The 25,570-nt window shown below is 72.1% G+C and carries 17 protein-coding genes and 2 pseudogenes; 8 read left to right on the top strand and 11 right to left on the bottom strand.

Annotation, left to right across the window (positions count from 1 at the left end):
• Positions 1-45: 45 nt before the first annotated feature.
• Entirely contained in the window at positions 46-1,266 is a 1,221-nt protein-coding gene (locus ACGF5U_RS22970; protein WP_392715016.1) for an acetyl-CoA C-acetyltransferase, read from the bottom strand.
• Between the two features lie 132 nt (positions 1,267-1,398).
• Positions 1,399-2,421, bottom strand: coding sequence for an SGNH/GDSL hydrolase family protein (locus ACGF5U_RS22965; RefSeq protein WP_392715015.1), 1,023 nt, complete (start codon positions 2,419-2,421; stop codon positions 1,399-1,401).
• Between the two features lie 115 nt (positions 2,422-2,536).
• On the opposite strand from ACGF5U_RS22965, the gene ACGF5U_RS22960 reads away from it, so the two are divergent.
• On the top strand, positions 2,537-3,922 hold the full coding sequence (locus ACGF5U_RS22960; RefSeq protein ID WP_392715014.1) for a cystathionine beta-synthase: 1,386 nt from the start codon (positions 2,537-2,539) through the stop codon (positions 3,920-3,922).
• A 264-nt stretch (positions 3,923-4,186) separates the two neighbouring features.
• Here ACGF5U_RS22960 and ACGF5U_RS22955 read toward each other — a convergent pair whose 3' ends face one another.
• From ACGF5U_RS22955 to ACGF5U_RS22945, 3 genes and pseudogenes are all read right to left on the bottom strand, one after another.
• Complete coding sequence (locus ACGF5U_RS22955) at positions 4,187-4,660, bottom strand: hypothetical protein (RefSeq protein ID WP_392715013.1); 474 nt, start codon at positions 4,658-4,660, stop codon at positions 4,187-4,189.
• On the bottom strand, positions 4,657-4,788 hold the full coding sequence (locus ACGF5U_RS22950; RefSeq protein ID WP_392715012.1) for a hypothetical protein: 132 nt from the start codon (positions 4,786-4,788) through the stop codon (positions 4,657-4,659). Before ACGF5U_RS22950 ends, ACGF5U_RS22955 begins: the two co-directional genes overlap by 4 nt.
• Before the next feature lie 128 nt (positions 4,789-4,916).
• Positions 4,917-5,367: pseudogene (locus tag ACGF5U_RS22945) on the bottom strand (hypothetical protein).
• A gap of 130 nt (positions 5,368-5,497) precedes the next feature.
• Between ACGF5U_RS22945 and ACGF5U_RS22940 the strand changes: the two are divergent.
• Together ACGF5U_RS22940 and ACGF5U_RS22935 are read left to right on the top strand one after the other, a co-directional pair.
• Positions 5,498-6,349 carry a MurR/RpiR family transcriptional regulator gene (locus ACGF5U_RS22940; protein WP_392715011.1) on the top strand — a complete coding sequence of 284 codons (852 nt, stop codon included), beginning with the start codon at positions 5,498-5,500 and terminating at the stop codon, positions 6,347-6,349.
• Between the two features lie 108 nt (positions 6,350-6,457).
• A complete protein-coding gene (locus tag ACGF5U_RS22935; RefSeq protein WP_392715010.1) occupies positions 6,458-7,033 on the top strand; it encodes a hypothetical protein in 576 nt (191 codons plus the stop codon).
• A gap of 3 nt (positions 7,034-7,036) precedes the next feature.
• On the opposite strand, the gene ACGF5U_RS22930 is transcribed toward ACGF5U_RS22935, so the two are convergent.
• From ACGF5U_RS22930 to ACGF5U_RS22910, 5 genes are all read right to left on the bottom strand, one after another.
• A complete protein-coding gene (locus tag ACGF5U_RS22930; protein WP_392715009.1) occupies positions 7,037-7,411 on the bottom strand; it encodes a hypothetical protein in 375 nt (124 codons plus the stop codon).
• Between the two features lie 103 nt (positions 7,412-7,514).
• On the bottom strand, positions 7,515-7,919 hold the full coding sequence (locus ACGF5U_RS22925) for a roadblock/LC7 domain-containing protein (RefSeq protein WP_392715008.1): 405 nt from the start codon (positions 7,917-7,919) through the stop codon (positions 7,515-7,517).
• A gap of 78 nt (positions 7,920-7,997) precedes the next feature.
• Complete coding sequence (locus ACGF5U_RS22920) at positions 7,998-8,945, bottom strand: transcriptional regulator (RefSeq protein ID WP_392715007.1); 948 nt, start codon at positions 8,943-8,945, stop codon at positions 7,998-8,000.
• Positions 8,942-9,535 carry a hypothetical protein gene (locus tag ACGF5U_RS22915; protein ID WP_392715006.1) on the bottom strand — a complete coding sequence of 198 codons (594 nt, stop codon included), beginning with the start codon at positions 9,533-9,535 and terminating at the stop codon, positions 8,942-8,944. Before ACGF5U_RS22915 ends, ACGF5U_RS22920 begins: the two co-directional genes overlap by 4 nt.
• Positions 9,536-9,781: 246 nt before the next feature.
• Positions 9,782-11,272, bottom strand: a complete 1,491-nt coding sequence (locus ACGF5U_RS22910; protein ID WP_392715005.1) for a diaminopimelate decarboxylase — start codon at positions 11,270-11,272, stop codon at positions 9,782-9,784.
• Positions 11,273-11,419: 147 nt separating this feature from the next.
• On the opposite strand from ACGF5U_RS22910, the gene hutU reads away from it, so the two are divergent.
• From hutU to hutI, 4 genes are all read left to right on the top strand, one after another.
• Positions 11,420-13,078, top strand: a complete 1,659-nt coding sequence (gene hutU, locus ACGF5U_RS22905; RefSeq protein ID WP_392715004.1) for a urocanate hydratase — start codon at positions 11,420-11,422, stop codon at positions 13,076-13,078.
• A gap of 125 nt (positions 13,079-13,203) precedes the next feature.
• On the top strand, positions 13,204-14,406 hold the full coding sequence (locus tag ACGF5U_RS22900) for an allantoate amidohydrolase (RefSeq protein ID WP_392715237.1): 1,203 nt from the start codon (positions 13,204-13,206) through the stop codon (positions 14,404-14,406).
• A complete protein-coding gene (locus ACGF5U_RS22895) occupies positions 14,397-15,755 on the top strand; it encodes a formimidoylglutamate deiminase (RefSeq protein ID WP_392715003.1) in 1,359 nt (452 codons plus the stop codon). The genes ACGF5U_RS22900 and ACGF5U_RS22895 overlap by 10 nt, the downstream gene beginning before the upstream one ends.
• Before the next feature lie 17 nt (positions 15,756-15,772).
• Positions 15,773-17,020: an imidazolonepropionase gene (hutI, locus tag ACGF5U_RS22890; RefSeq protein ID WP_392715002.1), complete on the top strand. Its 1,248-nt coding sequence runs from the start codon at positions 15,773-15,775 to the stop codon at positions 17,018-17,020.
• A gap of 184 nt (positions 17,021-17,204) precedes the next feature.
• Here the strand turns inward: hutI and ACGF5U_RS22885 are convergent, their stop codons facing one another.
• Positions 17,205-20,279 (bottom strand): DNRLRE domain-containing protein, encoded by a 3,075-nt coding sequence (locus ACGF5U_RS22885; protein WP_392715001.1) that lies wholly within the window; start codon positions 20,277-20,279, stop codon positions 17,205-17,207.
• A 648-nt stretch (positions 20,280-20,927) separates the two neighbouring features.
• Between ACGF5U_RS22885 and ACGF5U_RS22880 the strand changes: the two are divergent.
• Positions 20,928-25,570: pseudogene (locus ACGF5U_RS22880) on the top strand (sugar-binding protein); the annotation flags it as partial.

The raw sequence follows: 25,570 nt of genomic DNA, 5'->3' as shown, positions 1-25,570 counted from the left end.
CAGGTGCCGCCTCGTGCCTCGGCGACCCCTACCCTCCGCTACAGCTCAGCTCAGCCGCTCGATGACCATCGCCATGCCCTGGCCGCCGCCCACGCACATCGTCTCCAGGCCGAACTGCTTGTCGTGGAACTGGAGGCTGTTGATCAGCGTGCCGGTGATCCGGGCGCCGGTCATGCCGAAGGGGTGGCCGACGGCGATGGCGCCGCCGTTGACGTTCAGCTTGTCCAGCGGGATGTCCAGGTCGCGGTAGGAGGGGATCACCTGCGCGGCGAACGCCTCGTTGATCTCCACCAGGTCGATGTCGCCCATCGTCAGGCCCGCGCGGCGCAGCGCCTGCTTGCTGGCCTCGACCGGGCCGAGGCCCATGATCTCGGGGGAGAGGCCCGAGACGCCGGTGGAGACGATCCGGGCGAGCGGGGTCAGGCCCAGCTCGCGCGCCTTGGTGTCGGACATGATCACGAGCGCGGCTGCGCCGTCGTTGAGCGGGCAGCAGTTGGCGGCGGTGACCATGCCGTCGGGGCGGAAGACCGGCTTGAGGCCCTGTACGCCCTCCAGGGTGACGCCCGCGCGGGGGCCGTCGTCCGCGCTGACCACAGTGCCGTCGGGGAGCGTCACCGGGGTGATCTCGCGCTCCCAGAAGCCGTTCTTGAGCGCCTGCTCGGCGAGGTTCTGCGACCGTACGCCGAACTCGTCCATGTCCTGGCGGGTGACGCCCTTGAGGCGGGCCAGGTTCTCGGCGGTCTGGCCCATCGCGATGTACGCGTCGGGGACGAGGCCGTCCTCGCGCGGGTCGTGCCAGTCCGTGCCCTCCTGCTCGGCGCGGGCGGCGGTGCGGGCCTCCGCGTCGGCGAACAGCGGGTTGTGCGTGTCGGGCAGCGAGTCGGAGTTGCCCTTCACGAACCGCGACACCATCTCGACGCCCGCCGAGATGAAGACGTCGCCCTCGCCGGCCTTGATCGCGTGCAGCGCCATGCGGGAGGTCTGCAGCGACGACGAGCAGTAGCGGGTGATCGTGCAGCCGGGCAGGTGGTCCATGCCCATCTGCACGGCGACGATCCGGCCCAGGTTGTTGCCCTGCTCGCCGCCGGGCAGGCCGCAGCCGAGCATCAGGTCGTCGATGTCCCGCGGGTCGAGCTCGGGGACCTTGGCGAGCGCGGCCTGGATGATCGTGGCGGTCAGGTCGTCCGGCCGCAGCTCCTTCAGCGAGCCCTTGAAGGCCCGGCCGATCGGTGAGCGGGCGGCAGAGACGATCACGGCTTCGGGCATCACGGCTCCAAGGGGGTGTAGGGCTGGCTCCCTGGGAAGTTACCCGTACGTACCGCGTCGGTCACCGACCTGGACGTGTGATGCGGACCGCATTTCTAAGCGCTCGCTCACCCGGTGGCGGTCCTGGCGCGCTCAGGAGCCCGGTTCCGGGGCCGGTGCCGGGACCTCCGTGGTCTCCGGCGCGAGCTCGGGAGTGGCGAGCCTGCGCCGCCGCCGGTGCTTGAGCAGGGCCCACGGCGCACGGGCGCCCGTGACCTCCGTACCGGCCTCCTGCGCCGCCTCGGCGGCCGCCTGCGCGACCGGCAGCATGCCCTCGTGCCGGTCGGCGTCCAGCCGCTCCGGCTCCGGCCACACGCCCAGCACCGCGCACACCGTCGGCAGCACCGCCATCGCCGCCGTCGCGTACCCCTCGGCCGACGGGTGGTAGTTGTCGGCACCGAACATCTCCCGCGGGTTCGCCTCGAACTCCGGCCCCAGCAGGTCGCCCAGCGACACCGTACGGCCCCCCTGCTCCACCACCACGATCGTCTGCGCGGCCGCCAGCTGCCGCGACACCCGCCGCGCCAGCCACCGCAGCGGCTGGTACACCGGCTCGATCGTGCCCAGGTCCGGGCAGGTCCCGACGACCACCTCGGCGCCCGCCGCGCGGAGCCTGCGCACCGTCTCGGACAGGTAGCGCACCGACCGCGTGGCCGGCATCCGGTGCGTGACGTCGTTCGCGCCGATCATGATCACGCAGACGTCCGGGATGCGCCCCGGATGGGCGAGCAGCAGCGTCACCTGCCGCTCCAGGTCGTCCGACATGGCACCCGGCAGCGCCACGTTCCGCAGCTCCACCGGCCGCTCGGCGACCGCGGCGAGCCCGGAGGCGATCAGCGCCCCCGGTGTCTGGCCCGCCCGGCGGACGCCCTGACCCGCTGCCGTGGAATCACCCAGGAGGGCGAGTCTCAGCGGCTCGTCGGCGCCCTCGAAGGCTCTGCCGTAGAGCCCGTCGGCGGCCGGCGGCAGCGGTGCCACGCCCCCGCCGACCGTGCGCTTGGCGAGGTGCACCTCGGCCAGCAGCACCCCCACGGCCGCCACTCCGAGCAGGCCGATGCCGCCGCCCCCGTATGCCGCACCCGCGGCGATCCGCCGTGCCACCCTCGCCCTCGACATAGGCGCAGCCACCTCCTCCGAGCCGTCTCTGAGCTAACTGCCCCGTAACGGCATCCGCCTACGCATCGACTGCGCTTACGCTGGCTGGACCATTACGGAGACCCCGGAGACTACGGTGCAATTCCACGACTCGATGATCAGCCTCGTCGGCAACACCCCGCTGGTGAAGCTCAACAGTGTGACCGCGGGCATCCAGGCGACCGTCCTGGCCAAGGTCGAGTACTTCAACCCGGGCGGTTCGGTCAAGGACCGCATCGCCCTGCGCATGATCGAGGCGGCCGAGCAGAGCGGCGCCCTCAAGCCCGGCGGCACCATCGTCGAGCCCACGTCCGGCAACACCGGGGTGGGGCTCGCCATCGTGGCCCAGCAGAAGGGCTACAAGTGCGTCTTCGTCTGCCCCGACAAGGTGTCGACCGACAAGATCAACGTGCTGCGCGCGTACGGCGCCGAGGTCGTCGTCTGCCCCACGGCGGTCGACCCGGAGCACCCCGACTCCTACTACAACGTCTCCGACCGGCTGGTCCGTGAGACGCCGGGCGCCTGGAAGCCGGACCAGTACTCGAACCCGAACAACCCGCGTTCGCACTACGAGACGACCGGCCCCGAGCTGTGGGAGCAGACGGACGGGAAGATCACCCACTTCGTCGCGGGCGTCGGCACCGGCGGCACCATCACCGGCACCGGCCGCTACCTGAAGGAGGTCAGCGGCGGCAAGGTCAGGATCGTCGGCGCCGATCCGGAGGGCTCGGTCTACTCCGGCGGCTCCGGCCGCCCGTACCTGGTCGAGGGCGTCGGCGAGGACTTCTGGCCGTCGGCGTACGACCGGACCGTCACGGACGAGATCGTCGCCGTGTCCGACAAGGACTCCTTCCAGATGACGCGCCGCCTCGCCAAGGAGGAGGGCCTCCTCGTCGGCGGCTCCTGCGGCATGGCGGTCGTCGCCGCCCTGCGCGTCGCCGAGGGCCTCGGCCCGGACGACGTCGTGGTCGTCCTGCTTCCGGACAGCGGCCGCGGGTACCTGTCGAAGATCTTCAACGACGAGTGGATGGCCGACTACGGCTTCCTGGAGGAGGCCGGGCCGTCCGCCAGCGTCGGCGACGTCCTCGACCACAAGGAGCACGGCATCCCCCATCTGGTCCACATGCACCCCGAGGAGACGGTGGGTCAGGCCATCGAGGTCCTGCGCGAGTACGGCGTCTCGCAGATGCCGATCGTCAAGCCGGGCGCGGGCCACCCCGACGTGATGGCCGCCGAGGTCGTCGGATCGGTCGTCGAACGGGAGCTGCTGGACGCGCTGTTCACCCAGCGCGCGTCCCTGAGCGACCCGCTGGACAAGCACATGAGCCCGCCGCTGCCGCAGGTCGGCTCCGGCGAGCCGGTGGCCGACCTGATGTCCGTACTCGGCACCGCCGACGCGGCGATCGTGCTGGTCGAGGGCAAGCCGACGGGTGTGGTGAGCCGTCAGGACCTGCTCGCCTTCCTGGCCCGCGACGGCAAGTAGGCCACATCGCGCGGGAGCTTCGCGCAATCGGTACGAGCGCGTCACGTACCGGCAGCACCCGCTTAACACGCGTCCGGCACCTTTGTCGTTGTCGGCGTCACGGACAACCGGAGCGGCTCCCGGACCTCCAGTGAACGCCGCCGGACGCGGAGACCGGCCCTGACCCGGGCCCGTGTCCCTCGCGGGGACCGCCGTCGTCCCGCCCCCCGGCAACGGGGGTGCGGCGGTCCCCGCGCAACCCCTCCCGGGGGGTCGCGCGGCGCGTCACAGGTACGCGCGGAGCGCCCACAGCGCCCACAGGACCACTCCCAGGGGCACCACCACCGCCACCGCGCCGAGCGCGATCCCGGCCCGCGCCGCGCGCCGGTCGGCGCCCTCCTCGCCCCGTAGGGCGCCCAGCGCGACCATGCCCGAGGCGACGGCCCAGATGCCCATGGGCACGATGAAGTACACGGGCAGGAAGCGCACCCAGTTCGTGACCGTGGACGGCAGGAGCGGACAGCACAGCAGGACGACGGCGGCGATCCCGAGCCCAAGGGAGAACCGCCCGGCACGCGGCGGAGCCGCCACCTCCCCGCCGCCCCCGCTGGTGCCGCCGGTCTCCCGGGCCGCCGCCGCCGTCCCGGCACGCCGCGCCCGCGGGCGCGGGGTCTCCCGCGTCTCCGGGCCGTGCGTCTCCCGACCCCGGACCTCGGGGTCCCGTGCCTCCCGGCCACGTGCCTCCGCGCCGTACCTCACGAGCCGTTCCACAGCCACCAGGCCGCGAGGACGGCCGACGAGGCGAGGGCCTGCCCCGCGAGGCGGCGCACGGCGTGCGGCAGAGGCCGCTCAGGGACCCGCGCGGCGCGAACTGGAATCCTGATCATGCCGTCAAGGCTAGGAACGCCGCCGCTGCCCGCGCCTGAGTAGTCCTACTCAGAGCACGTGCGCACTCCCCTCAGCCGCCCCTGCCGCCCCCGCCGGCCCCGCCGGCCCCCCGGGCTCGTAGGCCCGCTCAGCCCTCCCAGTCGGACTTCTCGTCCCCGCTCCGCCGCTTCCGGCGGGCCCACGGCACGCCGCCCGGCGCGTGCGCCAGATTCACGGCGACGACGCCCAGCCAGGTCACCAGCAGGCCCTTGAACCCCGCCGTCGTGGCACCGATCGCCGACAGCGGCACCGCCAGGACCAGCGACACGATCGCGAACCCGAAGCGGTCGCCGAAGCTCTCGGCGCCGGAGCCCCCCCGCGCGGGAACGGGCGGCGCCCGGCCGGACGCCCCGGACGGCGGCCGTCTGCTGCTCGGCCACCTGGCGGCGCACGCGGCGGTCGATCGCCCCGTCCAGCCGCTGCTCGACCTTCTCCAGGAACGACTCGATGAGCGCCGACTCGTACTCCGTGCCCAGCTCCCTGCGGGCGTGGAGGGTGGCGTCGAGCTCGTGCTTGAGGTCCGTGTCGCTGGCTTCCATACCGATCACCGTACGGAAGGGCGCGGCGCGCGTCAGTGGGGTTAACCCCCGCTTTCGCCCCGCCCCACCGCTTGCATATGGTCATGCAAGGGCATGGGTGGCTGAATAGGTACGAGAAGGGGGAGCTGCGATGAGCGACAGTCCCGGTGCACGGCTCCAGGCGCTGTTCGAAGGGCACCGGCTGACGCCGACCCAGCGCCGGATCGCCCACTGGATGGTGCGCCGCGCCTCCGACGTGCCGTTCCTGTCCAGCGTCGAGCTGGCCGAGCTCGCCGGTGTCAGCCAGCCGTCCGTCACCCGGTTCGCGGTGGCGCTCGGCTTCGACGGCTACCCCGCGCTCCGCAGGCACCTGCGCGAGGTGGCGCCCGTGGAGCCCGTCCCCGGCGAACCCGACAAGGGCGACACGGGGTTCAACGGGTACCAGCAGGCCGTGCACGCCGAGATCGAGAACCTGCGCCACCTCGCCGAAGTGCTCGCCGACCCCGCACCCGTCGAACGCGCGGGGCGCCTGCTCGCCTCCTCCCGGCCGCTGCCCGTCCTCGGCCTGCGCGCCGCCTCGTCGCAGGCGCGCGGCTTCGCGTACTTCGCCGCCAAGGTCCATCCGGACGTACGGCTGCTCGACGAGGGCGGGACGATGCTCACCGACCGGATCGACGCCGCCGTACGGGCGGGCGCCTCGGTGCTGCTGTGCTTCGCGCTGCCCCGGCACCCCAGGGAGGTCGTGGAGGCCCTCGCGTACGCGCGGACGGTCGGCCTGACCGTGGTGACGGTCGCCGACTCGGCGTTCGCCCCGGTCGCCCGCCACAGCGACCTGCTCCTCCCGGCCGCCGTCGGCACGGGCCTCGCCTTCGACACGGCGTGCGCGCCGATGCTGCTGGGGAGGGTCCTGCTGGAGGCGATGTGCGACGGCCTCCCGGACGCCCAGGCCCGGTTGGAGGAGTTCGACGCGGGCGCCGCCGCGCGGGGCCTGTTCGTCGACTGACGACCGGCTGAGGGCGGGCCCCGCCCTCATGGAACCTTAAGGAAGCGCGGGTACCCTGCCGCCGCACACCGGCACCGATGACCATCGGACGATCGCAGGGAGGCGGATGTGGCGCGCGGAGGGCAGGCGCTCGCAAGAGTGGCCGTGGTCGTGAGGGCGGGGGCGGCACCCCTGTGGTGGCCGGGGCTGATCGCCGCCGGGGTCGGGGCGCTGCTCCCCGGGCTGACCGGGCGGCGCGTCGGGCTGCTCGCCGGCGCCGCCCTGTTCCTGGTGACGGCCGCCGCGGTGGCCCTCGCACGGCGCGGCCGGTACGTGTCGCTGGCCGACGGCGCCACCAGGGCCGCCCGCGCCGACTTCCTCCAGGACCGGGCGGTGACCCTGCGGACATGGCGGCGCGCCCGGGTGTGGTGGCTGCTCGCCGCGTTCGTCGCCGCCGTCGGCTCGTCGTTCGCGCTGCCCGGCGCGGGCGGGCTCGTGCTCGCGGGCGCGGGCGCCGGGCTGTGGCTGAAGGCGGTGTGGCTCGGCCGTCGCGAACTGGCCGCCGACGCGCTGCTGTGGGTGCCTGTTGACCGGCTGGGCAAGGGCCTCGTCGGCGGCCCGGTGGGCAAGCCCGTCACCGCGTACCGGACGACCGGCATCGCGGCGGGTGACGCCGCGCCCGGTGGGGCGCGGCGCCGCCGCTGACCCTCAGATCTCCAGGTCGGCCTCGATCTTCTTCAGCTGGTGGCGCGCCATCGCCAGGTTCGCCCGGTTCTTGTCCAGCGCCAGGTAGAGGAACAGCCCGTTGGAGCCCCGGGACTTCAGCAGCCGGATCAGGTGGTACTGGCTGCCGAGCGTGATCAGGATGTCCTCGATGTCCTCGTTGAGGCCGAGCATCTCCATGGTGCGCACCTTGGCGCGCACCACGTCCGTGTTCCCGGCGGCGGCGACCGTCAGGTCCAGGTCCTTGCCGCCGCCGATGGTGCCGAGGGCCATGCCGCTCGTGTAGTCGACGAGGGCGGCACCGAGGGCGCCGTCGATGATCGTGGTCGCCTCTTTGAGGGCGGTTTCCGTGTTGGCCATGGGAATGCGGATTCCTTTCCTGGTACGGGGGGTGGAGTACGTGGGTGAGGTCTGGCGGCGCCTCGACGCGGCGAGGGCCGGTGCCGGGGGCTGTGGTCGGGGGTCAGGTCGGTTCGCGGCGTTCCAGCGCGCTGTCCACCAGCGCGCCGATCCGGGCGCTGGAGCGCCGGGCCTCCAGGTGCAGCCGGCCGACGTTGACGCGGGGCTCGGCGAGCACGGTGAGGACGGCCGATGTGCCCGCCGCGTACGTCGCGATGTAGCCGTGCTCGCCCCGGACCAGCAGCTCCCGGAAGCCGCCCTGACCGGTCGCGTCGGTCAGCCGCAGGGCGACGCCGAGGGCGGCGGCGGTCAGCGCCGCGACGCCCTCCGCCTCGCCGTCGAGCGTGTCCTGCGCCAGGACGAGCCCGTCGGCGCTTGCCGTGAGCGCCCCGGTCAGTTGCGGGAGCGTGGCCCGTAACCGGCGTAGTTCGCCGAGCACATCGGCCTCGGCGGTCATCAACTGCCTCATCTGCCTCCTCTCGGCACGTTGTCTGAGGGTGAGTCTCATGACGGTTCCCTCATGACGGGACGGGGGTGGAGCGGGTGGTCACAGGTGAGCCTCCAGAGCGTCACGGAGCCGGCGGAGCAGGGCGATGTCGGGTTCGGGCGCGTAGTCCGCGATCCAGGGCGGGACCGGCGGCCCCGCCCGGTCGGGGAACGGTGCTCCCGCCCGGTCCGGGAGAGGTGACCGGTCGGGGGCCGGCGACCCGGCCGGGATCCGTGACCCGGCCGGGTGCGGGGCGCCCTGGACCGCCGGGTGCTGGGTCCCCGGGGCCGACGGGCGCGGGGCCGGGGCGTCGAGCGGGTCCCGGGGGCCCGCCTGGGCCGGGACCCGGGGCCGTGGCGGCGGCGCCGTGTCCGCGGGCGGTGTCTCCACGAGCCCGGCCGCGGCGAGGCGGCGGACCTCCAGGACGGTGTGGAACGCCGGGCGGCCCAGCACGCGGGCGAGCCCGACCGGGGTGCGGACACCGTCGGCGTGGGCCAGGAGGGCGCGCCGCCGGGGGGTGACGCGCTGTCCGGGAGCGGCCGGGCGGGCGACCACCGGCGCGGTGTCGACGGCCGGGTACGGCCACACGCGGTCGAGGAGCCGCCGACGGCGGAGCGTCTCGCGTTCCACGGAGGTCGCGGAGACGGGGTGTACGGTGCCGGGCCACGGGGCGCCGATCCAGTCGGTGTCGTAGGCGTCGCCGTAGCGGAAGCGGGCGGGGCCCCGGCCGGGGGCGAGGGCGAAGAACGCCGCGTCGTACAGGGCGGCCAGGCGGCAGATCTCCAGTTCGCCGCCGCCCGGCTCCGAGCCGGCCCGACCGCCGTCCACGCCCCGGCGGGGCAGCCTGCCCCCGGCGGTGAGCAGGACGTCGACGCCCGGGGACACGGGGCTTTCGGCGTGCACCACCCGGCCGTCGACCAGGTAGAGCGTGCCGTGGTCCCGTAACAGCGCGCCGGTCGCCCGCTCGACGGCGAGCCGCCGCAGCATCGGTGAGACGACGGTGCTCATCCCAGGACCAGCCGCCGCGCCAGGTCCCGCAGCCGCAGCCGGGCCAGGGCGAGGTTGCCGGTCGTACGGTCGAGCCAGAGGTGGAGGAAGACGCTGGAGTCGAACGTGGTCTCCACGAACCGCAGGACGTGGTAGCTGTCGCGGGTGGTCACGATGACGTCCTCGACGGGCGGCTCACCCGGCCCGGTGGCACCGGCGGCGGGCCGCGCCCCGGCGTCCGCACCGCCCGGCAGGGCGAACGGCTCACCCGGCGGCGCGAACGACGTGTCCGGTGGCACGCCCGGTTCGCCCGGTGGCGCGAACGCGACGCTCGGCGGTGCGGCCGATGCGCTCGACGGGGCGGACGCGTTGCCTGGCGGTGCGGCCGATGCGCTCGGCGGTGCGGACGCGTCGACCGGCGGGGCGAACGACTCGTACTCCGCCGCCGCCCGCGCCAGTTCGGCGGTCTCCGCGGCCGTCGTCTCGTGGTCGCCGACCGGCGATTCACCCGCCGTGCCGAGCGCGAGCCCGCTGGTCCAGTCGACGAGGGCCGCTCCGCGCGCGCCCGGCAGGGCCATGGCTTCCAGCAGGCACTCGTCGATTCCGGGCACGCGGCTCCCTCCCTGGTGCGGTCGCGTCAGTGAGGGAGAGGTTACGCAACGTCGCCGCCATGGGCAGGAGTTCGGGCATTTTCCGTTGGAACATGCCCGGAACCGGTAGGCTCCGCCGGCCACGCCCGCCGCGCCCCTCGCGTCCGCCATGCCCCTCGCGTCCGCCATGCCCCTCACGTCCGCCGCGCCCCTCACGTCCGCCATGCCCCTCACGTCCACCGTGCCCCTGACGCCCGCTGTCTCGCGTCACTCCAGCAGCAGCGCGTCCCGGTGGTCTCCGCCCGATTCGGCGACGATCTCCGCCACCGTCTGCGGCGGCCGCACGGTCGTGAAGCGGACCGGGCCGTCGGGCGGCGCGAGGAACCCGTACACCCCGGGCCTGGTCAGCGAGTTGTACGCGTAGTGGTGCGCGAAGTAGTACGCGCCGGTGTCCAGCGCCGCCACGAGGTCGCCCGGCGCGAGCCGCGGCAGCGGACGCCGGACCGCCAGCAGGTCGCCGGCGAAGCAGGCGGGCCCCGCCACGTCCTGGTCGACGGCCGGCCCCGTCCTCGGCCGCCCCTCCGCGTCGTACGCGGCGATCCGCAGCGGCCAGGACGCCGGGTCGTACACGGTCCGCGTGGCGACCTGCACACCCGCGTGGGTGACGGCGATGGGCCGCGCACCCGACGTCTTCGTGTACTCGACGCGGGCCACGACGGTGCCGTGCTTGGCCAGCAGCGACCGGCCGAACTCGGTCACCAGGCCGTACCGCCCGTCGAACAGCCCCGGCACCCCGGCGGCGAGCAGCCGCGCGTACGCGGCGTACGTGGGCGTCTCCTCGTCGGACGCGAAGTTCACCGGGAGCCCGCCGCCGATGTCGATCGTGTCGATCTGCCGCCGCCCGGCCGCCGCGTTGATCTCCTCGGCGAGTCCGTACACCGCCCGCACCCCGGCCGCCATCAGGTCGAGCGGTATGCCCTGCGAGCCCGAGTGGGTGTGCAGCCGGGTCAGCCACGGCCGGGCGACGCAGGCGCGCACGATCCGGTCGCGGGCGCCCTCGTCGCGCAGCGGGACACCGAACTTGGAGGTGCTGGTCGCGGTCGACAGGGCGTCGATGGTTCCGCCGCCGACCTGGGCGTTGACCCGGAGCCCGAGCGGTGAGGCGGTGGGCGCGGCGGCGACGAGGGCGTCCAGCCGGTCGAGCTCCTGCGGGTTGTCGGCGTTGACGGCGATGCCCAGGGCGAGCGCCTCGCGGAGTTCGGCGGGCGTCTTGGCCGGGGAGTCCAGGACGGTGCGGTCAGGGGGGACGCCCGCGGCGCGGGCGAGGGCCAGCTCGCCCGGGCTGGCGACCTCGGCGCCCAGGCCCGCCTCGTACAGCAGGCGCAGCACGGGGACCAGCGGGCAGGCCTTGACGGCGAAGGCGTGCAGGACGGGGGCGTCGGTCACGGCCGCGAAGGCGGCGTGCAGGGCGGCGGCGGACGCGCGGATGCCGGCGATGTCGAGGAGGGCGACGACGGGCCGCGCGTCGGAGAGCAGCGCGTGCTCGACCGCGCCGCGCACGGCCCGGTCGCGCGCCCCGGCCCGTACCGCATGGTCCCGCGCCTCGTCCGGTACGGCGGGATCGTGGGGGGTGGCCCGTACGGCATGGTCCCCGGCCCCGTCCGGTACGGCGGGATCGTGGGGGGCGGCCGCATCGGGGCCGGTGGCCGGAGCCGAAACGGGGGCCTGGTCGCGACGTTCCGCAGCGTCTGAAGCCATGGCCCCCAGCCAAGCACCGAGTGTCGGGCCGCGCAGCTGTTGACTACATCTATTCAGACGGTCAGGATGTGAATAGCTCGTAGACATGCCGGCCGGGCGCGACCCGGCCGGCTCACCACCGTGGACCGGCTTCGAGGAGGCACCCCCATGTCAGGACCCCGACCCGTACGGGCCCCGCGCGGTACGGAACTCAGCGCCCTGGGATGGCAGCAGGAAGCCGCTCTGCGCATGCTCCAGAACAACCTCGACCCCGAGGTCGCCGAGCACCCCGACAAGCTCGTCGTCTACGGCGGCACCGGCAAGGCCGCCCGCGACTGGCGCTCCTTCGACGCCATGGTCCGCACCCTGCGCACCCTCAAGCAGGACGAGACCATGCTCGTCCAGTCCGGCCGCCCGGTCGGCGTCATGCGGACCCACGAATGGGCCCCCCGCGTCCTGATCGCCAACTCCAACCTCGTCGGCGACTGGGCGAACTGGGAGGAGTTCCGCCGCCTGGAACAGCTCGGCCTCACCATGTACGGCCAGATGACCGCCGGGTCCTGGATCTACATCGGCACCCAGGGCATCCTCCAGGGCACCTACGAGACGTTCGCCGCCGTCGCCGCGAAGAAGTTCGACGGCACCCTGGCCGGCACCATCACCCTGACCGCCGGGCTCGGCGGCATGGGCGGCGCCCAGCCGCTCGCCGTCACCATGAACGACGGCGTCGCGATCTGCGTCGACTGCGACCCGCGCGCCATCGACCGCCGCATCGAACACCGCTACCTGGACGTCAGGGCCGACTCCCTCGACCACGCGCTCCAGCTCGCCGTCGAGGCCCGCGACGCCCGCCGCCCGCTGTCCATCGGCGTCCTCGGCAACGCCGCCGAACTCGTCCCCCAGCTCCTCGCGATGGGCGCGCCCATCGACATCGTCACCGACCAGACCAGCGCCCACGACCCGCTGTCGTACCTGCCGCTCGGCGTCGCCTTCGACGACATGGCGGACGCCGCCGCCAAGGACCCTGCCGGGTTCACCACCCGGGCCCGCGAGTCCATGGCCAGGCACGTCGAGGCCATGGTCGGCTTCATGGACGCGGGCGCCGAGGTCTTCGACTACGGCAACTCCATCCGCGGCGAGGCCCAGCTCGCCGGCTACGACCGGGCCTTCGCCTTCCCCGGCTTCGTACCCGCCTACATCCGCCCCCTGTTCTGCGAGGGCAAGGGCCCGTTCCGCTGGGCGGCCCTGTCCGGCGAGGCGTCCGACATCCACAAGACGGACAAGGCGATCCTCGACCTGTTCCCCGAGAACGAGTCCCTGCACCGCTGGATCAAGATGGCCGGCGAGCGCGTCCACTTCCAGGGCCTGCCCGCCAGGATCTGCTGGCTCGGCTACGGCGAACGCGACCGCGCCGGCGAGCGCTTCAACGACATGGTGGCGAGCGGCGAACTCGCGGCCCCCCTGGCCATCGGCCGCGACCACCTCGACTGCGGCTCCGTCGCCTCCCCGTACCGCGAGACCGAGGCCATGCTCGACGGCTCCGACGCCATCGCCGACTGGCCACTGCTCAACGCCATGGTCAACGTCGCGTCCGGCGCGTCCTGGGTGTCCCTCCACCACGGCGGCGGCGTCGGCATGGGCCGCTCCATCCACGCGGGCCAGGTCACGGTCGCCGACGGCACACCGCTCGCCGGCGAGAAGATCCGCCGCGTCCTCACCAACGACCCGGGCATGGGCGTGATCCGCCACGTCGACGCGGGCTACGACACCGCCCAGTCGGTGGCCGACGAGCGCGGCGTCCGCGTCCCGATGCGGGAGGAGTCGTGAACCCCGCCGTGGGCGACCGTCCCGCCGAGCGGGACGCCCAGCGCGACCACCGGCGCGCGGCCGCCCGTGGAACGGCGGCGACCCCGGGCGGCGGCCCGCCCGCGGCAGGCGCCTCGTTCCACGAGATGTGGGCCCAGCTCGCCCCCATCGGGCGGGACACCCGGTCCACGGGCTACCGCCGCCACGCCTGGACCGGCGCCGACGCCGACTGCCGCACCTGGTTCCAGGAGCAGGCCGAGTCGCGCGGCCTCGCCTACGAGACCGACCGCAACGGCAACCAGTGGGCCTGGCTCGGCGACCCGGCCGCGGGGGACGCCGTCGTCACCGGCTCCCACCTGGACTCCGTCCCGGACGGCGGCGCCTTCGACGGCCCCCTCGGCGTCGTGTCCTCCTTCGCCGCCCTCGACGAACTCCGCCACAGGGGGGCGGAGTTCACCAAGCCCGTCGCCGTCGTCAACTTCGGCGACGAGGAAGGCGCCCGGTTCGGGCTGGCCTGCGTCGGCTCCCGGCTCACCGCCGGGCGGCTGACCCGGGAGGCCGCGTACGAGCTGCGCGACGGCGACGGGATCACCCTGCCCCAGGCCATGGAGGCCGCCGGATACGACCCGGACGCCATCGGCCCCGACCCGGAGCGGCTCGCCCGCATCGGCGCGTTCGTGGAACTCCACGTCGAGCAGGGCCGCGCCCTCGACCTGTCGGGCGATCCCGTCGGTATCGCCTCCGCCATCTGGCCGCACGGCCGCTGGCGGTACGACTTCCGGGGCGAGGCCAACCACGCGGGCACGACCCGGCTGGCCGACCGCCGCGACCCGATGCTGTCGTACGCCGAGACCGTCATCGCCGCCCGCCGCGAGGCGGAACTCGCGGGCGCCGTCGCCACCTTCGGCAAGATCGCGGTCGAACCCAACGGCGTCAACGCCATTCCCTCCCTCGTACGCGGCTGGCTGGACTCCCGCGCCGCCGACCAGGACACCCTGGACACCGTGGTGCGGGGCGTCGAGCGGGCCGCCCGCGAGTACGCCGCCGCGCACGGCGTCGACCTCGACGTGGTCCGCGAGTCCTTCACCCCCGTCGTCGAGTTCGACCACGCCCTGCGCGACGAACTCGCCCGCATCATCGGCGCGGACAGCGACCTGACGGTGCCCGTACTGGGCACCGGCGCGGGACACGACGCCGGGATCCTGTCCGCCAGCATCCCCACCGCCATGCTGTTCGTACGGAACCCCACGGGTGTCTCGCACTCCCCGGACGAGTTCGCGGCCGAGGACGACTGCGTGGCCGGGGTGCGGGCACTGGCCGACGTACTGGAGGGCCTGGCATGCCGCTGACGGCGACGTACTGGCTGGAACACGCCTGGCTCGGCGACCGGGTCGAGCCGGGCGCGGCCCTGGAGGTCACGGGCGACCGCGTCACCGCCGTCCGCACCGGCCTGGCCGCCCCGCCCCCCGGCGCGACGGCCCTGCGCGGCCTGACGATCCCCGGCCTGGCCAACGCCCACAGCCACGCCTTCCACCGGGCCCTGCGCGGCCGCGTCCAGGCCGACCGCGGCACGTTCTGGACCTGGCGCGAGACCATGTACCAGACCGCGTCCCGCCTCACCCCCGATACGTACCACGCCCTCGCGCGGGCCGTGTACGCCGAGATGGCGCTCGCGGGCATCACCTCCGTCGGCGAGTTCCACTACCTGCACCACACTCCGGACGGCACCCCCTACACCGACCCCAACGCCATGGGCGAGGCCCTGATCGCGGCGGCCGTCGAGGCGGGCATCCGGATCACCCTCCTCGACACCGCCTATCTGTCGTCCGGGTTCGGCGAACCGCCCACCGCCCACCAGCGGCGCTTCTCCGACGGCACCGCCGACGCCTGGGCCGCGCGCGTGACACGGCTCAAGGACGGCGACACCGCACGGGCCGGGACCGTACGGATCGGGGCGGCCATCCACTCCGTACGCGCCGTCCCCGCCGACCAGCTCGACACCGTCGCGACATGGGCACGGGACCACCAGGCGCCCCTGCACGTCCACCTCTCCGAGCAGCCCGCCGAGAACGCGGCCTGCCTCGACGTCCACGGCCGCACCCCCACCCGGCTCCTCGCCGACCACGGCGCGCTCGGCCCCCGCACGACCGCCGTCCACGCCACCCACCTCACCGACGAGGACATCGCGCTGCTCGGCGGCTCCGGCACCGGAGTCTGCATGTGCCCGACCACGGAACGCGACCTCGCCGACGGCATCGGCCCGGCCGTCGCCCTCCAGCGGGCCGGCTCGCCGCTGTCGCTCGGCTCCGACAGCCATGCCGTGATCGACCTGCTGGAGGAGGCGCGGGCGATGGAGCTGGACGAGCGGCTGCGCACCCGCACCCGGGGCAACTGGACGGCCGCCGACCTGCTGCGCGCCGCCACCGCCGACGGCCATGCCGCGCTGGCCTGGCCCGACGCGGGCCGTCTGGAGCCCGGCGCCCTGGCCGACTTCACGACCGTGGCCCTGGACTCCGTCAGGACAGCGGGGCCGCCACCGCGTCTGGCAGCTGAGACAGCGGTATTCGCCGGGTCCGCGGCAGATGTCCGTCATACGGTCGTCGGTGGCCGCCATGTCGTACGGGACGGGGTCCACACCCGGGTCCCGGACGTCGCCCGAGCCCTGACGGACTCGATCGCCGCGCTGCTGCACGACTGAAGGAGACACCCCGCACCATGAACAGCGGCAACGAGCCCACGAACAGGCCCCCGGCGACCGCCGGCCCCGACACGACGAACAGCGCCGTCGCGGCCCCCGCCACAGTGATCACGAACATCGCCAGCCTGGTCACCAACGACCCCTCCCTCGGTGACGGATCCCCCCTCGGACTGATCCAGGACGCGGCGCTCGTCATCGACGGCGACCGCGTCGTCTGGGTCGGTGAATCAAGCAAAGCACCCGCCACTGACAATCACGTCGACGCCGCGGGCAGGGCCGTCATCCCCGGCTTCGTCGACTCCCACTCGCACCTCGTCTTCGCGGGCGACCGCACCGCCGAGTTCAACGCCCGCATGTCGGGCCGGGCGTACGAGGCCGGTGGCATCCGCACCACGGTCGCCGCGACCCGCGCCGCGACCGACGCCTGGCTGGAGGCCAACCTCACCCGCTACCTGGCCGAAGCCCTCCGGCAGGGCACGACCACCTTCGAGACGAAGTCGGGCTACGGCCTGACGGTCGAGGACGAGGCCAGGGCGCTGCGCATCGCGTCCCGTCACACCGGCGAAGTGACGTACCTCGGCGCGCACATCGTCGCCCCGGAGTACGCCGACGACCCGGCCGCGTACGTCGCCCTGGTCACGGGGGAGATGCTGGAGGCGTGCGCGCCGCACGCCCGCTGGATCGACGTGTTCTGCGAGAAGGGCGCCTTCGACGGCGACCAGGCCCGCGCGATCCTCACCGCCGGCAAGGCGCGCGGCCTGCACCCCCGCGTCCACGCCAACCAGCTGACGTACGGCCCCGGCGTGCGACTCGCGGTGGAGCTGGGCGCGGCCAGCGCCGACCACTGCACGCACCTCACGGACGCCGACGTGGACGCCCTGGCGAACTCGTCGACGGTCGCCACCCTCCTCCCGGGCGCCGAGTTCTCCACCCGCGCGACCTGGCCGGACGCCCGCCGCCTGCTGGACGCGGGCGTGACGGTCGCGCTGTCCACGGACTGCAACCCCGGCTCGTCCTTCACCTCGTCCGTCCCGTTCTGCGTCGCCCTCGCGGTACGGGACATGGGCATGACCCCCGACGAGGCCGTCTGGTCCGCCACGGCGGGCGGCGCGGCGGCCCTCCGCCGCACCGACATCGGCCGCCTCACCCCCGGCGCCCGCGCCGACCTCGCCCTCCTCGACGCCCCGTCCCACGTCCACCTCGCCTACCGCCCGGGCGTCCCCCTGGTCACAGCGGTCTGGCAGGCGGGCGACCGCGTGTGCTGAGGCGGGCGACCGCGTGCGCTGAGGCGGGCGACCGCGTGCGCTGAGGCGGGCGAACGCGTGCCGCGCCAGGGCGGGCCCCCGCAGATGCTCGCCGCGCCCACCCGTACGTCCCCACGAGCGCGCCCGCCCACCCTCCGCGCGTGATTGCGGAGGGTGGGCGGTCTGGGCGGTCCGAGTCGGATGGTCAGCCGAGCGCGGTGTGTCCCGTCCAGCTTGTTCCCACGGTGCTGCTGATGACGTTGAACATCGTGGTCGTGCTCAGGGCGCCCGTGCTGTTGCCCGGGTAAACGGAGGCATTGCCGTCCGCCCGTACGACCCAGACGTCGGGCACCGAGTCACCGGTGACGTCGGGTGTGCCGATCACGATCGGCAGCGCGGTCGATGACCAGCCCGATGAGCCGTACACCACGTCGATGCCTCCCTCCGACGCCGCCTGCGTGGCGAACGACGCCGGATCCGTACCGATGCCGTTCGCGTTCTTCAGACCCTTGCGGAGGAAGACCCGCCCGGTCGTGTCCGTGCGGTACACCAGGTCGAGGGCGGCGCCACCCGCGATGCTGTCCGCCTGCACCAGCGTGCGCGGCGCCCAGTCGTCACCGCTGAGCTGCTTGACCGCGCTGAAGCTCGCGCCTGTGTATCCCGTGAACGACCACAGGGTGCCGCCGGCCAGCGCCAGCAGGTCGGGACGGCCGTCACCGCTGATGTCCGACACGGACATGATCTGGCGGAAGGTGCTCGGCGCAGGTGAATTGGGCGGCAGCAGCATCTCGTGGCGCTTGCCGACGTCGAAACCGCCGTAACCGTCGCCCCGGTACAGGTACAGCTTGCCGTCGGGCATCCGTGCCACCAGGTCCTGGATACCGTCACCCGGCAGCCAGTCACCGTTGTGCGTGATGAGGGCCCCGGTCCAGTAGCCGGCGGCGACGGGGCCGGACCTGCCGTCGGCGTCCTCCGCGTACGCGGCCCGCATGGGGAAGTGCAGACGGTCCGTTCCCCTGGTCTTCGCGTACAGAAGCAGGTTGCCCGCCGGGTCGATCGTGTACACGTCCGGAACGCCGTCACCCGTGACATCACCCGCGGTGTCCGCGCTGGCCCGGGGCTTGACGTTGAAGAGGTACTTGGTGGGCGAGGAGACCTGGCCGGCGGTGTCCACGGTACGGACGTACAGCACGCTCGGCCCGGCGTGCGGCGGAGTGACCGCCGGGTAGGAGCGGTTCTCCCGATTCGGGTTGGGCAGGGCCGTCTTCGAGAACGACGTGTCGAAGCTGTACTTGTACTCCTTGATGTCCGTGGTGCCGTTCGGGCAGAACTCGATGAGGCCGGCTGTGCCGAACTCCACGGTGCTCCACACCTCACCGTGAGGCCCGGCGGGCGGGAACGCGGCCGGAGCGGTCGGTGTGCAGTTGACCTCGGGGCTGTTCGGCGCGGACGCGTCGTATCTGAAGCCGCAGACGGCCGTACCGACGGGCGCGTAGTCCGATGCGGCGCCCGAGGTGTCGATGGCCCGGACCTGCCAGAAGTAGGTCTTGCCGTCGATGAACTTGGCGCTGGACACGGCCACACTGGCCTTGCCGGTCGAATCGACCGGCCGGATGCTGTCGGCGAGCTTCGTCGTGCTGCCGGACTGCCAGACCTCGAAGTCCAGATTCGCCAGGTTTCCATCGGCGTCGGAGGCGGCGGCCGCGAACGTGAGGTCGCTCTTGCCGACGGAGGCGTAGCCGTCACCACCGTTGGTGTCGCAGTCCGGGCCGGGCGTCATGGTGAGGCCGGTGGGAACGTTGGGCGGCCGGTTGTAGCTGATGGTGATCTTCGGCGCGGATTCGCCTTCGGCCTTGAACTTCTTCCAGGAGTAGGAGGAGGTCTCGGTGGTGGCGAACAGGCCGATGGTGAACTCGGTCCAGCCGCCGGTGGCGGCGCTCTGCGCGATGCTCTTGGCGTCGTAGGTGACGTAGGCGTCGGGGCAGGAGCTGCTGTAGCCGTGGGCGAAGGACTTGCGGCCGATCTCGGACTTCTTGGCGGGCTGGTTGTTCCAGGTGGTGGCGGAGGAGATGCCGCCGGTGTGGTGGATCTGCATCTCGCGTGCGGAGCAGGACCAGGCGTAGGTCTCCAGGAGCCGGATGGAGGCGGAGGTGACGGTGGCGCCCTTGAAGGCGGTGGTCCAGCCGAGGCGGAAGTAGGAGCGGGACAGGCCGCCGGTGGTGGACTCGTAGCCGACGCGGGCCTCGGTGGTGCCGGAGTTGTAGTTGGCGCCGTCGTAGAAGCTGGACGACGGGTACTTGGCGTACACGGTGGTCCAGTTCTTGGTCTTGCCGGTGATGGAGGGGTCGACGAAGGCGGGCCAGGTGAGGTCGGGGCCGGTGAGCCAGTCGGTGTCGGGGGTGATGGTCATGGTGGCGGTGCTGGTGCCGCCGCCGGTGAGGTCGGCGTCGCCGATGGCGGTGTGGGTGCCGATCTGCGGTCCGGCCAGGCCGGGCAGGGTGAAGACGCTGCCGTTGCCGGCGGTGGGCATCTTGCCGGCGGAGTCCCACATGTAGGGGGTGGGGGAGACGGCGATCTCGTTGCCCTTGGAGTCCTTGGCGGAGACGACGTCGGTGACGGGGTTGTGGTGGAAGGTGAGGTCGGGCGAGGTGAGCCGGTAGGCGATGTTCTTCAGGGCCGGGTTGGCGGCGGCGGTGGCGTCGTGGACGACCAGGACGTGGCTGAAGCCGCTGTCGCGGGCGGTCAGCAGGAGGTCGACGCGGGGGAAGACGTCCTTGTAGAGGGCGCTGGCGCCGTCGATGACGGGTTCGGGCAGGGTGCCGTGCCAGCCGACGGTGAGCTGGTGGCCGCCGGAGGTGAAGGTCACCAGGTCGGTGAACGAGGTGTTGGTGCCGTCGGCGGGGAGCTGGTTGAGGACACTCCGGTACACGGCCCGTGAGGCCCGGTCCTTGTTCTGGTTGCCGGTGTGGAAGACGACGGGGTCGGCGGCGGCCCTGGGTGCCCAGCCGTCGCCGGTGCGGGTCAGGGTGGTGTCGATGGGCTTCCAGGTGTCGCCGACCTTGGCGCGTATGGGGGCGCCGTGGGCGGTGAGTTGGAAGCTGCCGTCGGGCAGGGCGTAGGTGGTGGAGGTCTCGTTGCGCAGCGCGGTGACCTCGACGCGCTTGCCGGTGGCGCGGGCCTTCTTCTGCGCGGCGTTCTCGTCCAGGGGACCGGCCACCTTCGCCGGGCCGGGCTCGGCGGCACCGTCCGGCTCGCCCCACATCGGGGTCAACAACGTCACACCCAACGCGGCAGCGACCAGACCGGCCACCCCCGCGACAGTGCGCCGGGATATTCCCCGGATCGAATTACGGCGATTCACTGTCTGGCTTTCCCTCCCTGGACGGAAGCCCACGCGGTCGTTTCGCCGCTCGACCGCAACAGTCGTGCCCGCGACCCGTCCGGCCTGGGCATACCGTGACGTTGTTTCTGCTGGCCGCTCAGACCGGGTAGACCGATCCTGAGCAGCGCGAATCAGATCATGACCGCTGGTGCGCAGATCCTCCACTGGTGTAGTCATCCTGTGATCATCTTCGTCGGTCATATCGGACGCCCAGCTAAAGCGGGAGTGAACCGCCCATTAAGGGTGAAGGGCATCGATTCCCTGTGAAGTCTTCGCGTCGTAACGGTCGATTCGTCCATAAGCGACACGCTGCCGATGCTTTATGTAATCGTGATTTGACGACTTGTGATCTTGTGACTGAGCATTCGCCACGTTGATTGTGTGATCGTCGGACACCTCTGTCCGGCGGTCGATCCGAATCGTTCGTGGGGGGCTGCCGCCGTCGTGTTCAGATCCGTTTCTTGGAGTGGCCGGGGTGGGTTGCCGCCCGGCACGAGGGCTGTGAGGCGCAGACGTGCTCGTCTGCGCTTTGCTGTGGTGGCGCCGGTGGCGTTGGCGTTGACGGTCGGGTTGTTGCCGGCCGCGTACGCGTTGCCGCCGGCGGATGATGACCGTGCTGGTGTCGATCTGGTCGACCTGCCGAAGTCGGATGTGGCGTCGGGTCAGGACGGTGGCCTGCTGGCGGAGATGACGACGGCGGAGGTGCCTCCGGCGGTCGAGTACGAGCCGACGAAGACGGTGGCGCCGGCGGGTGCGGCGGCGACGGAGACGGTGACGGGTCTGTCGGCTGGTCAGACGGTGCCGGTGGGGACGCTGCCGGTGGCGGTGGGTGCTCCGGTGTCGGCGACGGCGGAGCAGGCTCGGGCGCTTGAGGGTGACTGGCAGGTTTCGCTGGCGGATCAGTCGGAGCTGGTCGACACCGAGATCGAGGGCATGGTGTTCACCGTGACGCCGCCGGCTTCGGCGACGGGCACGGCGGTGGTGGCTCTGGATTACACGCAGTTCGCGGAGTTGTACGGCGCGAACTGGGCGGACCGTCTTCAGCTCGTGCAGTATCCGCAGTGTTTCCTGACGACTCCACAGGTGGAGGGGTGTCAGGAGCCGACGGAGGTGGACACGACGAATGTCGTGACGCCGAAGGCGGGTGACCAGCCGGGTGACGGTGTGCTGGACGGTACGCGTCGGATCGAGGCGACGGTGGATGTCGCCACGCTGACCGACCCGGCCGCCGGTGGCACCACCCCCGCCTCCGCCGACGGTGACGGCACGGTCAACGACGCCGTGTACCGGGAGGGCGGCAAGGCTGTTGCCCCGTCGGTGCTGACGGCTGCTGCCGCGGCCTCCGGTTCGTCCGTCTTCGTGGCCACGTCCTCGGGCAGTGGCGCGAAGGGTGACTTCTCGGCGACGCCGCTGCCGTCGGCGGGTTCGTGGTCGGCGGGTACGTCGGCGGGTGGTTTCTCGTACACGTACGCGATGCAGGCGCCGACGGTGCCGGGTGGTCCGTCGCCGTCTCTGGGGTTCGGTTACAGCTCGCAGAGCGCGGATGGCCGGACGTCGGCGACGAACAACCAGGCGTCGTGGATCGGTGAGGGCTGGGAGTACAACGCGGGTTCGATCTCGCGTACGTACCGGGCCTGCCGGGATGACCGGACCAACGGCAACAACGCCGATCGCAAGACCGCTGACCTGTGCTGGGGCTCCGACAACGCGATCCTCACCCTCGGCGGTACGACGACGGAGCTGGTGAAGGACGACACGTCCGGCGCCTGGATCACGGCCAACGGTGACGGCTCGAAGGTCGAACTCCTCAAGGACACGTCGCTGGGCAACGGCGACGAGGACGGCGAGTACTGGCGGGTCACCACGCGCGACGGTACGCAGTACTACTTCGGCAGGCACAAGCTGCCCGGATGGCGTTCCGACAACCCCGCCACGACCGACAAGGTCGACCCCGACCCGGTCACCAACTCCGTGCTGACGGTCCCGGTCTCCGGTAACCAGTCGGGTGAGCCGTGCTACAACACCTCCTTCGCGAGCTCGTTCTGCAAGCAGGCGTGGCGGTGGAACCTCGACTACGTCGTGGACACCTCCGGTGGCGCGATGACGCTGTGGTGGTCCAAGGAGGCCAACTACTACGCGCAGAACCTGAAGTTCAAGGCTCCGGTGAAGTACGACCGGGGCGGCTACCTCAACCGCATCGACTACGGCCTGCGCTCCAGCGCCCTGTACACCGGTGCCCCGGTGGCGCGGGTGGCGTTCTCGATCGATGAGCGGTGCTATGTCGAGGACGGCATCGCGTGTACGGACACGAACTTCGCGTCGGGTGACTTCGCGAAGAACCGGATCTGGTACGACACGCCCGCCGACCTGTACTGCTCGGGCGCGACGGGCAAGGAGTGCTTCGTCCCGGTCCCGACGTTCTGGTCGCGCAAGCGCCTCGCCCAGGTGACCACGTTCGCGCAGCGCACCGAGGGTTCGACGGCGCTGTCGAAGCTGGACACGTGGACGCTGCAGCAGTCGCTGCCGGCCGAGCGTACCGATGAGGGCACCGCGCTGTGGCTGGAGTCGATCACCCGGACCGGCTACGCGCCGAACGGCGAGGCGATCGCGCTGCGGCCGGTGACGTTCGTCGCGAACACCTTGCCGATGCACAACCGGGTGAAGAAGGGCGCCAGCGACCCCAACCCCACCTTCGACCGGCTGCGCATCCACCGGATCGTCAACGAGTACGGCGGCGAGACCGTCGTCACCTACTCCAAGCCCACCGGCCCCTGCGCCACCGGCACCGGATTCCCCGCTCCCAAGGACAACAAGGGACGCTGCTTCCCGGCGTACTGGCACCCGGACCCGGACAAGGCCGACGAGACGATCGACTGGTTCCACAAGTACGTCGTCACCAACGTCCAGGAACTCCCGGGCGTCTCCGGTGTCGCCGAGACCACGACCAGCTACCAGTACGACGAGACCATCGGCGGCGCCTGGGCGCTGAACCAGGCGGAGTTCTCGAAGAAGAAGACCCGGACGTACGACCAGTGGCGCGGCTACGCGCTCGTGCGCACGATCAGTGGCGCCGACTCGGCCGACACCTACCGTGGTACGAAGCGGTCGATGAGTGAGACCCGGTACTTCCGGGGCATGGACGGCGACCCGCTGCCCGACGGCACGAAGCGGTCGGTGACGGTCACCGACAGCGCGGGCGCGACGATCGCCGTCGACAAGCTGCCGTTCCAGGGGCGCGTCGCGGAGACGCTGACGTATGACGGTGTGGGCGGCAACCTGCTGACCCGTTCCGTGGACTACCCGGTCGCCGTGGAACTCGCGAGCCGTGCCCGCGACGGCGGCATACCCGCGCTGAAGGCCCACCGGGTCCAGGAGAGCCACAACATCTCCGTCACCCGCGCCTCCGGCACCCTTCCCGGTGACACGCGCACCTGGCGTACGACGAGGACGGCCACGACCTACGAGGACACCTACGGCCTCCCGGTCAAGGTGGAGACGCTGGGCGACACCGGCAAGACCGGCGACGAGTCCTGCTCGGTGATGTCGTATGTCCACAACACCGCCAAGCACCTGATCGGTCTGTCGAAGGAGACGCTGACCACGGTCGGTACGTGTGCGGCAGCGGCGACCGCCACGGCGGCCGACTGGATGGGCGGCTCGCGGGTCGCCTATGACAACGGCGCCTACGGGGCGGCTCCCACTGTGGGTCTCGCCACCGCCACCTGGGACATCGGCGCCAATGGTGGTGCGTGGGTCCAGAGTGGCACCGTCGGTTACGACTCCTATGGCCGTCCCACGTCCACCACGGACGCACTGGGCAACACCAGCACCACGACGTACACCCCGGCCACGGGTCAGGTGTACTCGATCACCACGAAGAATCCGCTGAACCACAGCGAGACCACCTACGTCGAGCCCGGTCGCGGCACGTCGATCAAGGATGTCGACGCCAACGGACGCAGCACCTCCTTCGCCTACGACGCCCTCGGCCGCACGATCAGGGGCTGGAAGACGTCGCAGGCGACGACCGAGGACCCCTCGGTCAAGATCACGTACAACACCACCCCCGGCGAACCGGTCTCCGTCGTCACCGAGACGCTGGACGACCGTGGCAACTACGACACGTCGGTCGTCTTCTACGACGGTCTCGGTCGTGAGCGCCAGCGCCAGATGCCCGCGGTAGGCAAGGGCCGGCTGATCACCGACACCATCTACAGCGCCAACGGCACGATCTCCCGGACGAACAACGCGTACTACGCGGCGGGTGACCCGCAGACGGTGATGTACGAGCTGGCCTCGGACTTCAACGTCCCCAACGCCACGTTCTACAAGTACGACGGTGCCGGCCGCATCCTTGCCGAGACCCCGTACGAGGCCGGTACGGAGAAGCCCGAGAAGGCCACGAAGTACGAGTACGGCTTCGACCACTCCACCGTCATCCCGCCCACCGGCGCAGCCGCACAGCGCAGTTGGACCGACGCGAACGGCCGCAATGTCCGCGTCGACACCTTCACCAACACGGCCCGGACGACGGCCCGTTCGGTCACCTACGAGTTCAACGCCCGGGGCGACAAGAGCAAGGCGGTCGACTCCAAGGGCAACACCTGGTCCTGGACGTACGACGTCCGAGGCCGGCAGCTCTCCGCCACCGACCCCGACGCGGGAACCACGTTCACGACGTACGACACACTCGACCGGCCCGTCACCTTCAAGACCGCACGGGGAGTGACGGTCTGGAACGGCTACGACAAGCTGTCCCGCCAGACCGAACAGCGGGTCGGGTCGGCGACCGGTGACGTGCTCACCGCCGCGACGTACGACACCGTGATCGGCGGTCTGGGTCTGCCGGCGACGGAGACGCGGTACACCGACGGCCTGCCGTACACCCTGGCGGTGACCGGCTACACGCCTGACTACCAGCCGACGGGCAAGAAGCTGACGCTCCCGGCGTCGATCGCCTCGGCGTACGGGCTTCAGGAGAACTACTCCTACGCCTACGAGTACAGCAAGGGCGGCCTGCTGAAGTCCGCCTCCCTGCCCGCCGCCGGCACCCTGAGCGGTGAGAAGATCGTCACCCGGTACAACGAGGACGGTCTGCCGATCTCGACGTCCGGTCTCGACTGGTACACGGCGGAGACGAACTACAGCGTCTACGGCGAGGTCCTGCGCGCGGTCACCGGCGAGCACCC

It is taken from the genome of Streptomyces sp. NPDC047886 (assembly GCF_043204435.1).
Lineage (GTDB): Bacteria > Actinomycetota > Actinomycetes > Streptomycetales > Streptomycetaceae > Streptomyces.
This window is presented reverse-complemented; position numbering and strand designations above follow the sequence as displayed.

Bases quoted from the DNA above. Each gene is read 5' to 3' on its own strand.
- ACGF5U_RS22900 (WP_392715237.1), top strand. From the start codon at position 13,204: ATGTGGGCCCAGCTCGCCCCCATCGGGCGGGACACCCGGTCCACGGGC.
- hutI (WP_392715002.1), top strand. From the start codon at position 15,773: ATGAACAGCGGCAACGAGCCCACGAACAGGCCCCCGGCGACCGCCGGC.
- ACGF5U_RS22970 (WP_392715016.1), bottom strand. From the start codon at position 1,266: ATGCCCGAAGCCGTGATCGTCTCTGCCGCCCGCTCACCGATCGGCCGG.
- ACGF5U_RS22925 (WP_392715008.1), bottom strand. From the start codon at position 7,919: ATGAGGCAGTTGATGACCGCCGAGGCCGATGTGCTCGGCGAACTACGC.
- ACGF5U_RS22965 (WP_392715015.1), bottom strand. From the start codon at position 2,421: ATGTCGAGGGCGAGGGTGGCACGGCGGATCGCCGCGGGTGCGGCATAC.
- hutU (WP_392715004.1), top strand. From the start codon at position 11,420: ATGTCAGGACCCCGACCCGTACGGGCCCCGCGCGGTACGGAACTCAGC.
- ACGF5U_RS22940 (WP_392715011.1), top strand. From the start codon at position 5,498: ATGAGCGACAGTCCCGGTGCACGGCTCCAGGCGCTGTTCGAAGGGCAC.
- ACGF5U_RS22910 (WP_392715005.1), bottom strand. From the start codon at position 11,272: ATGGCTTCAGACGCTGCGGAACGTCGCGACCAGGCCCCCGTTTCGGCT.
- ACGF5U_RS22895 (WP_392715003.1), top strand. From the start codon at position 14,397: ATGCCGCTGACGGCGACGTACTGGCTGGAACACGCCTGGCTCGGCGAC.
- ACGF5U_RS22920 (WP_392715007.1), bottom strand. From the start codon at position 8,945: ATGAGCACCGTCGTCTCACCGATGCTGCGGCGGCTCGCCGTCGAGCGG.
- ACGF5U_RS22930 (WP_392715009.1), bottom strand. From the start codon at position 7,411: ATGGCCAACACGGAAACCGCCCTCAAAGAGGCGACCACGATCATCGAC.
- ACGF5U_RS22950 (WP_392715012.1), bottom strand. From the start codon at position 4,788: ATGATCAGGATTCCAGTTCGCGCCGCGCGGGTCCCTGAGCGGCCTCTG.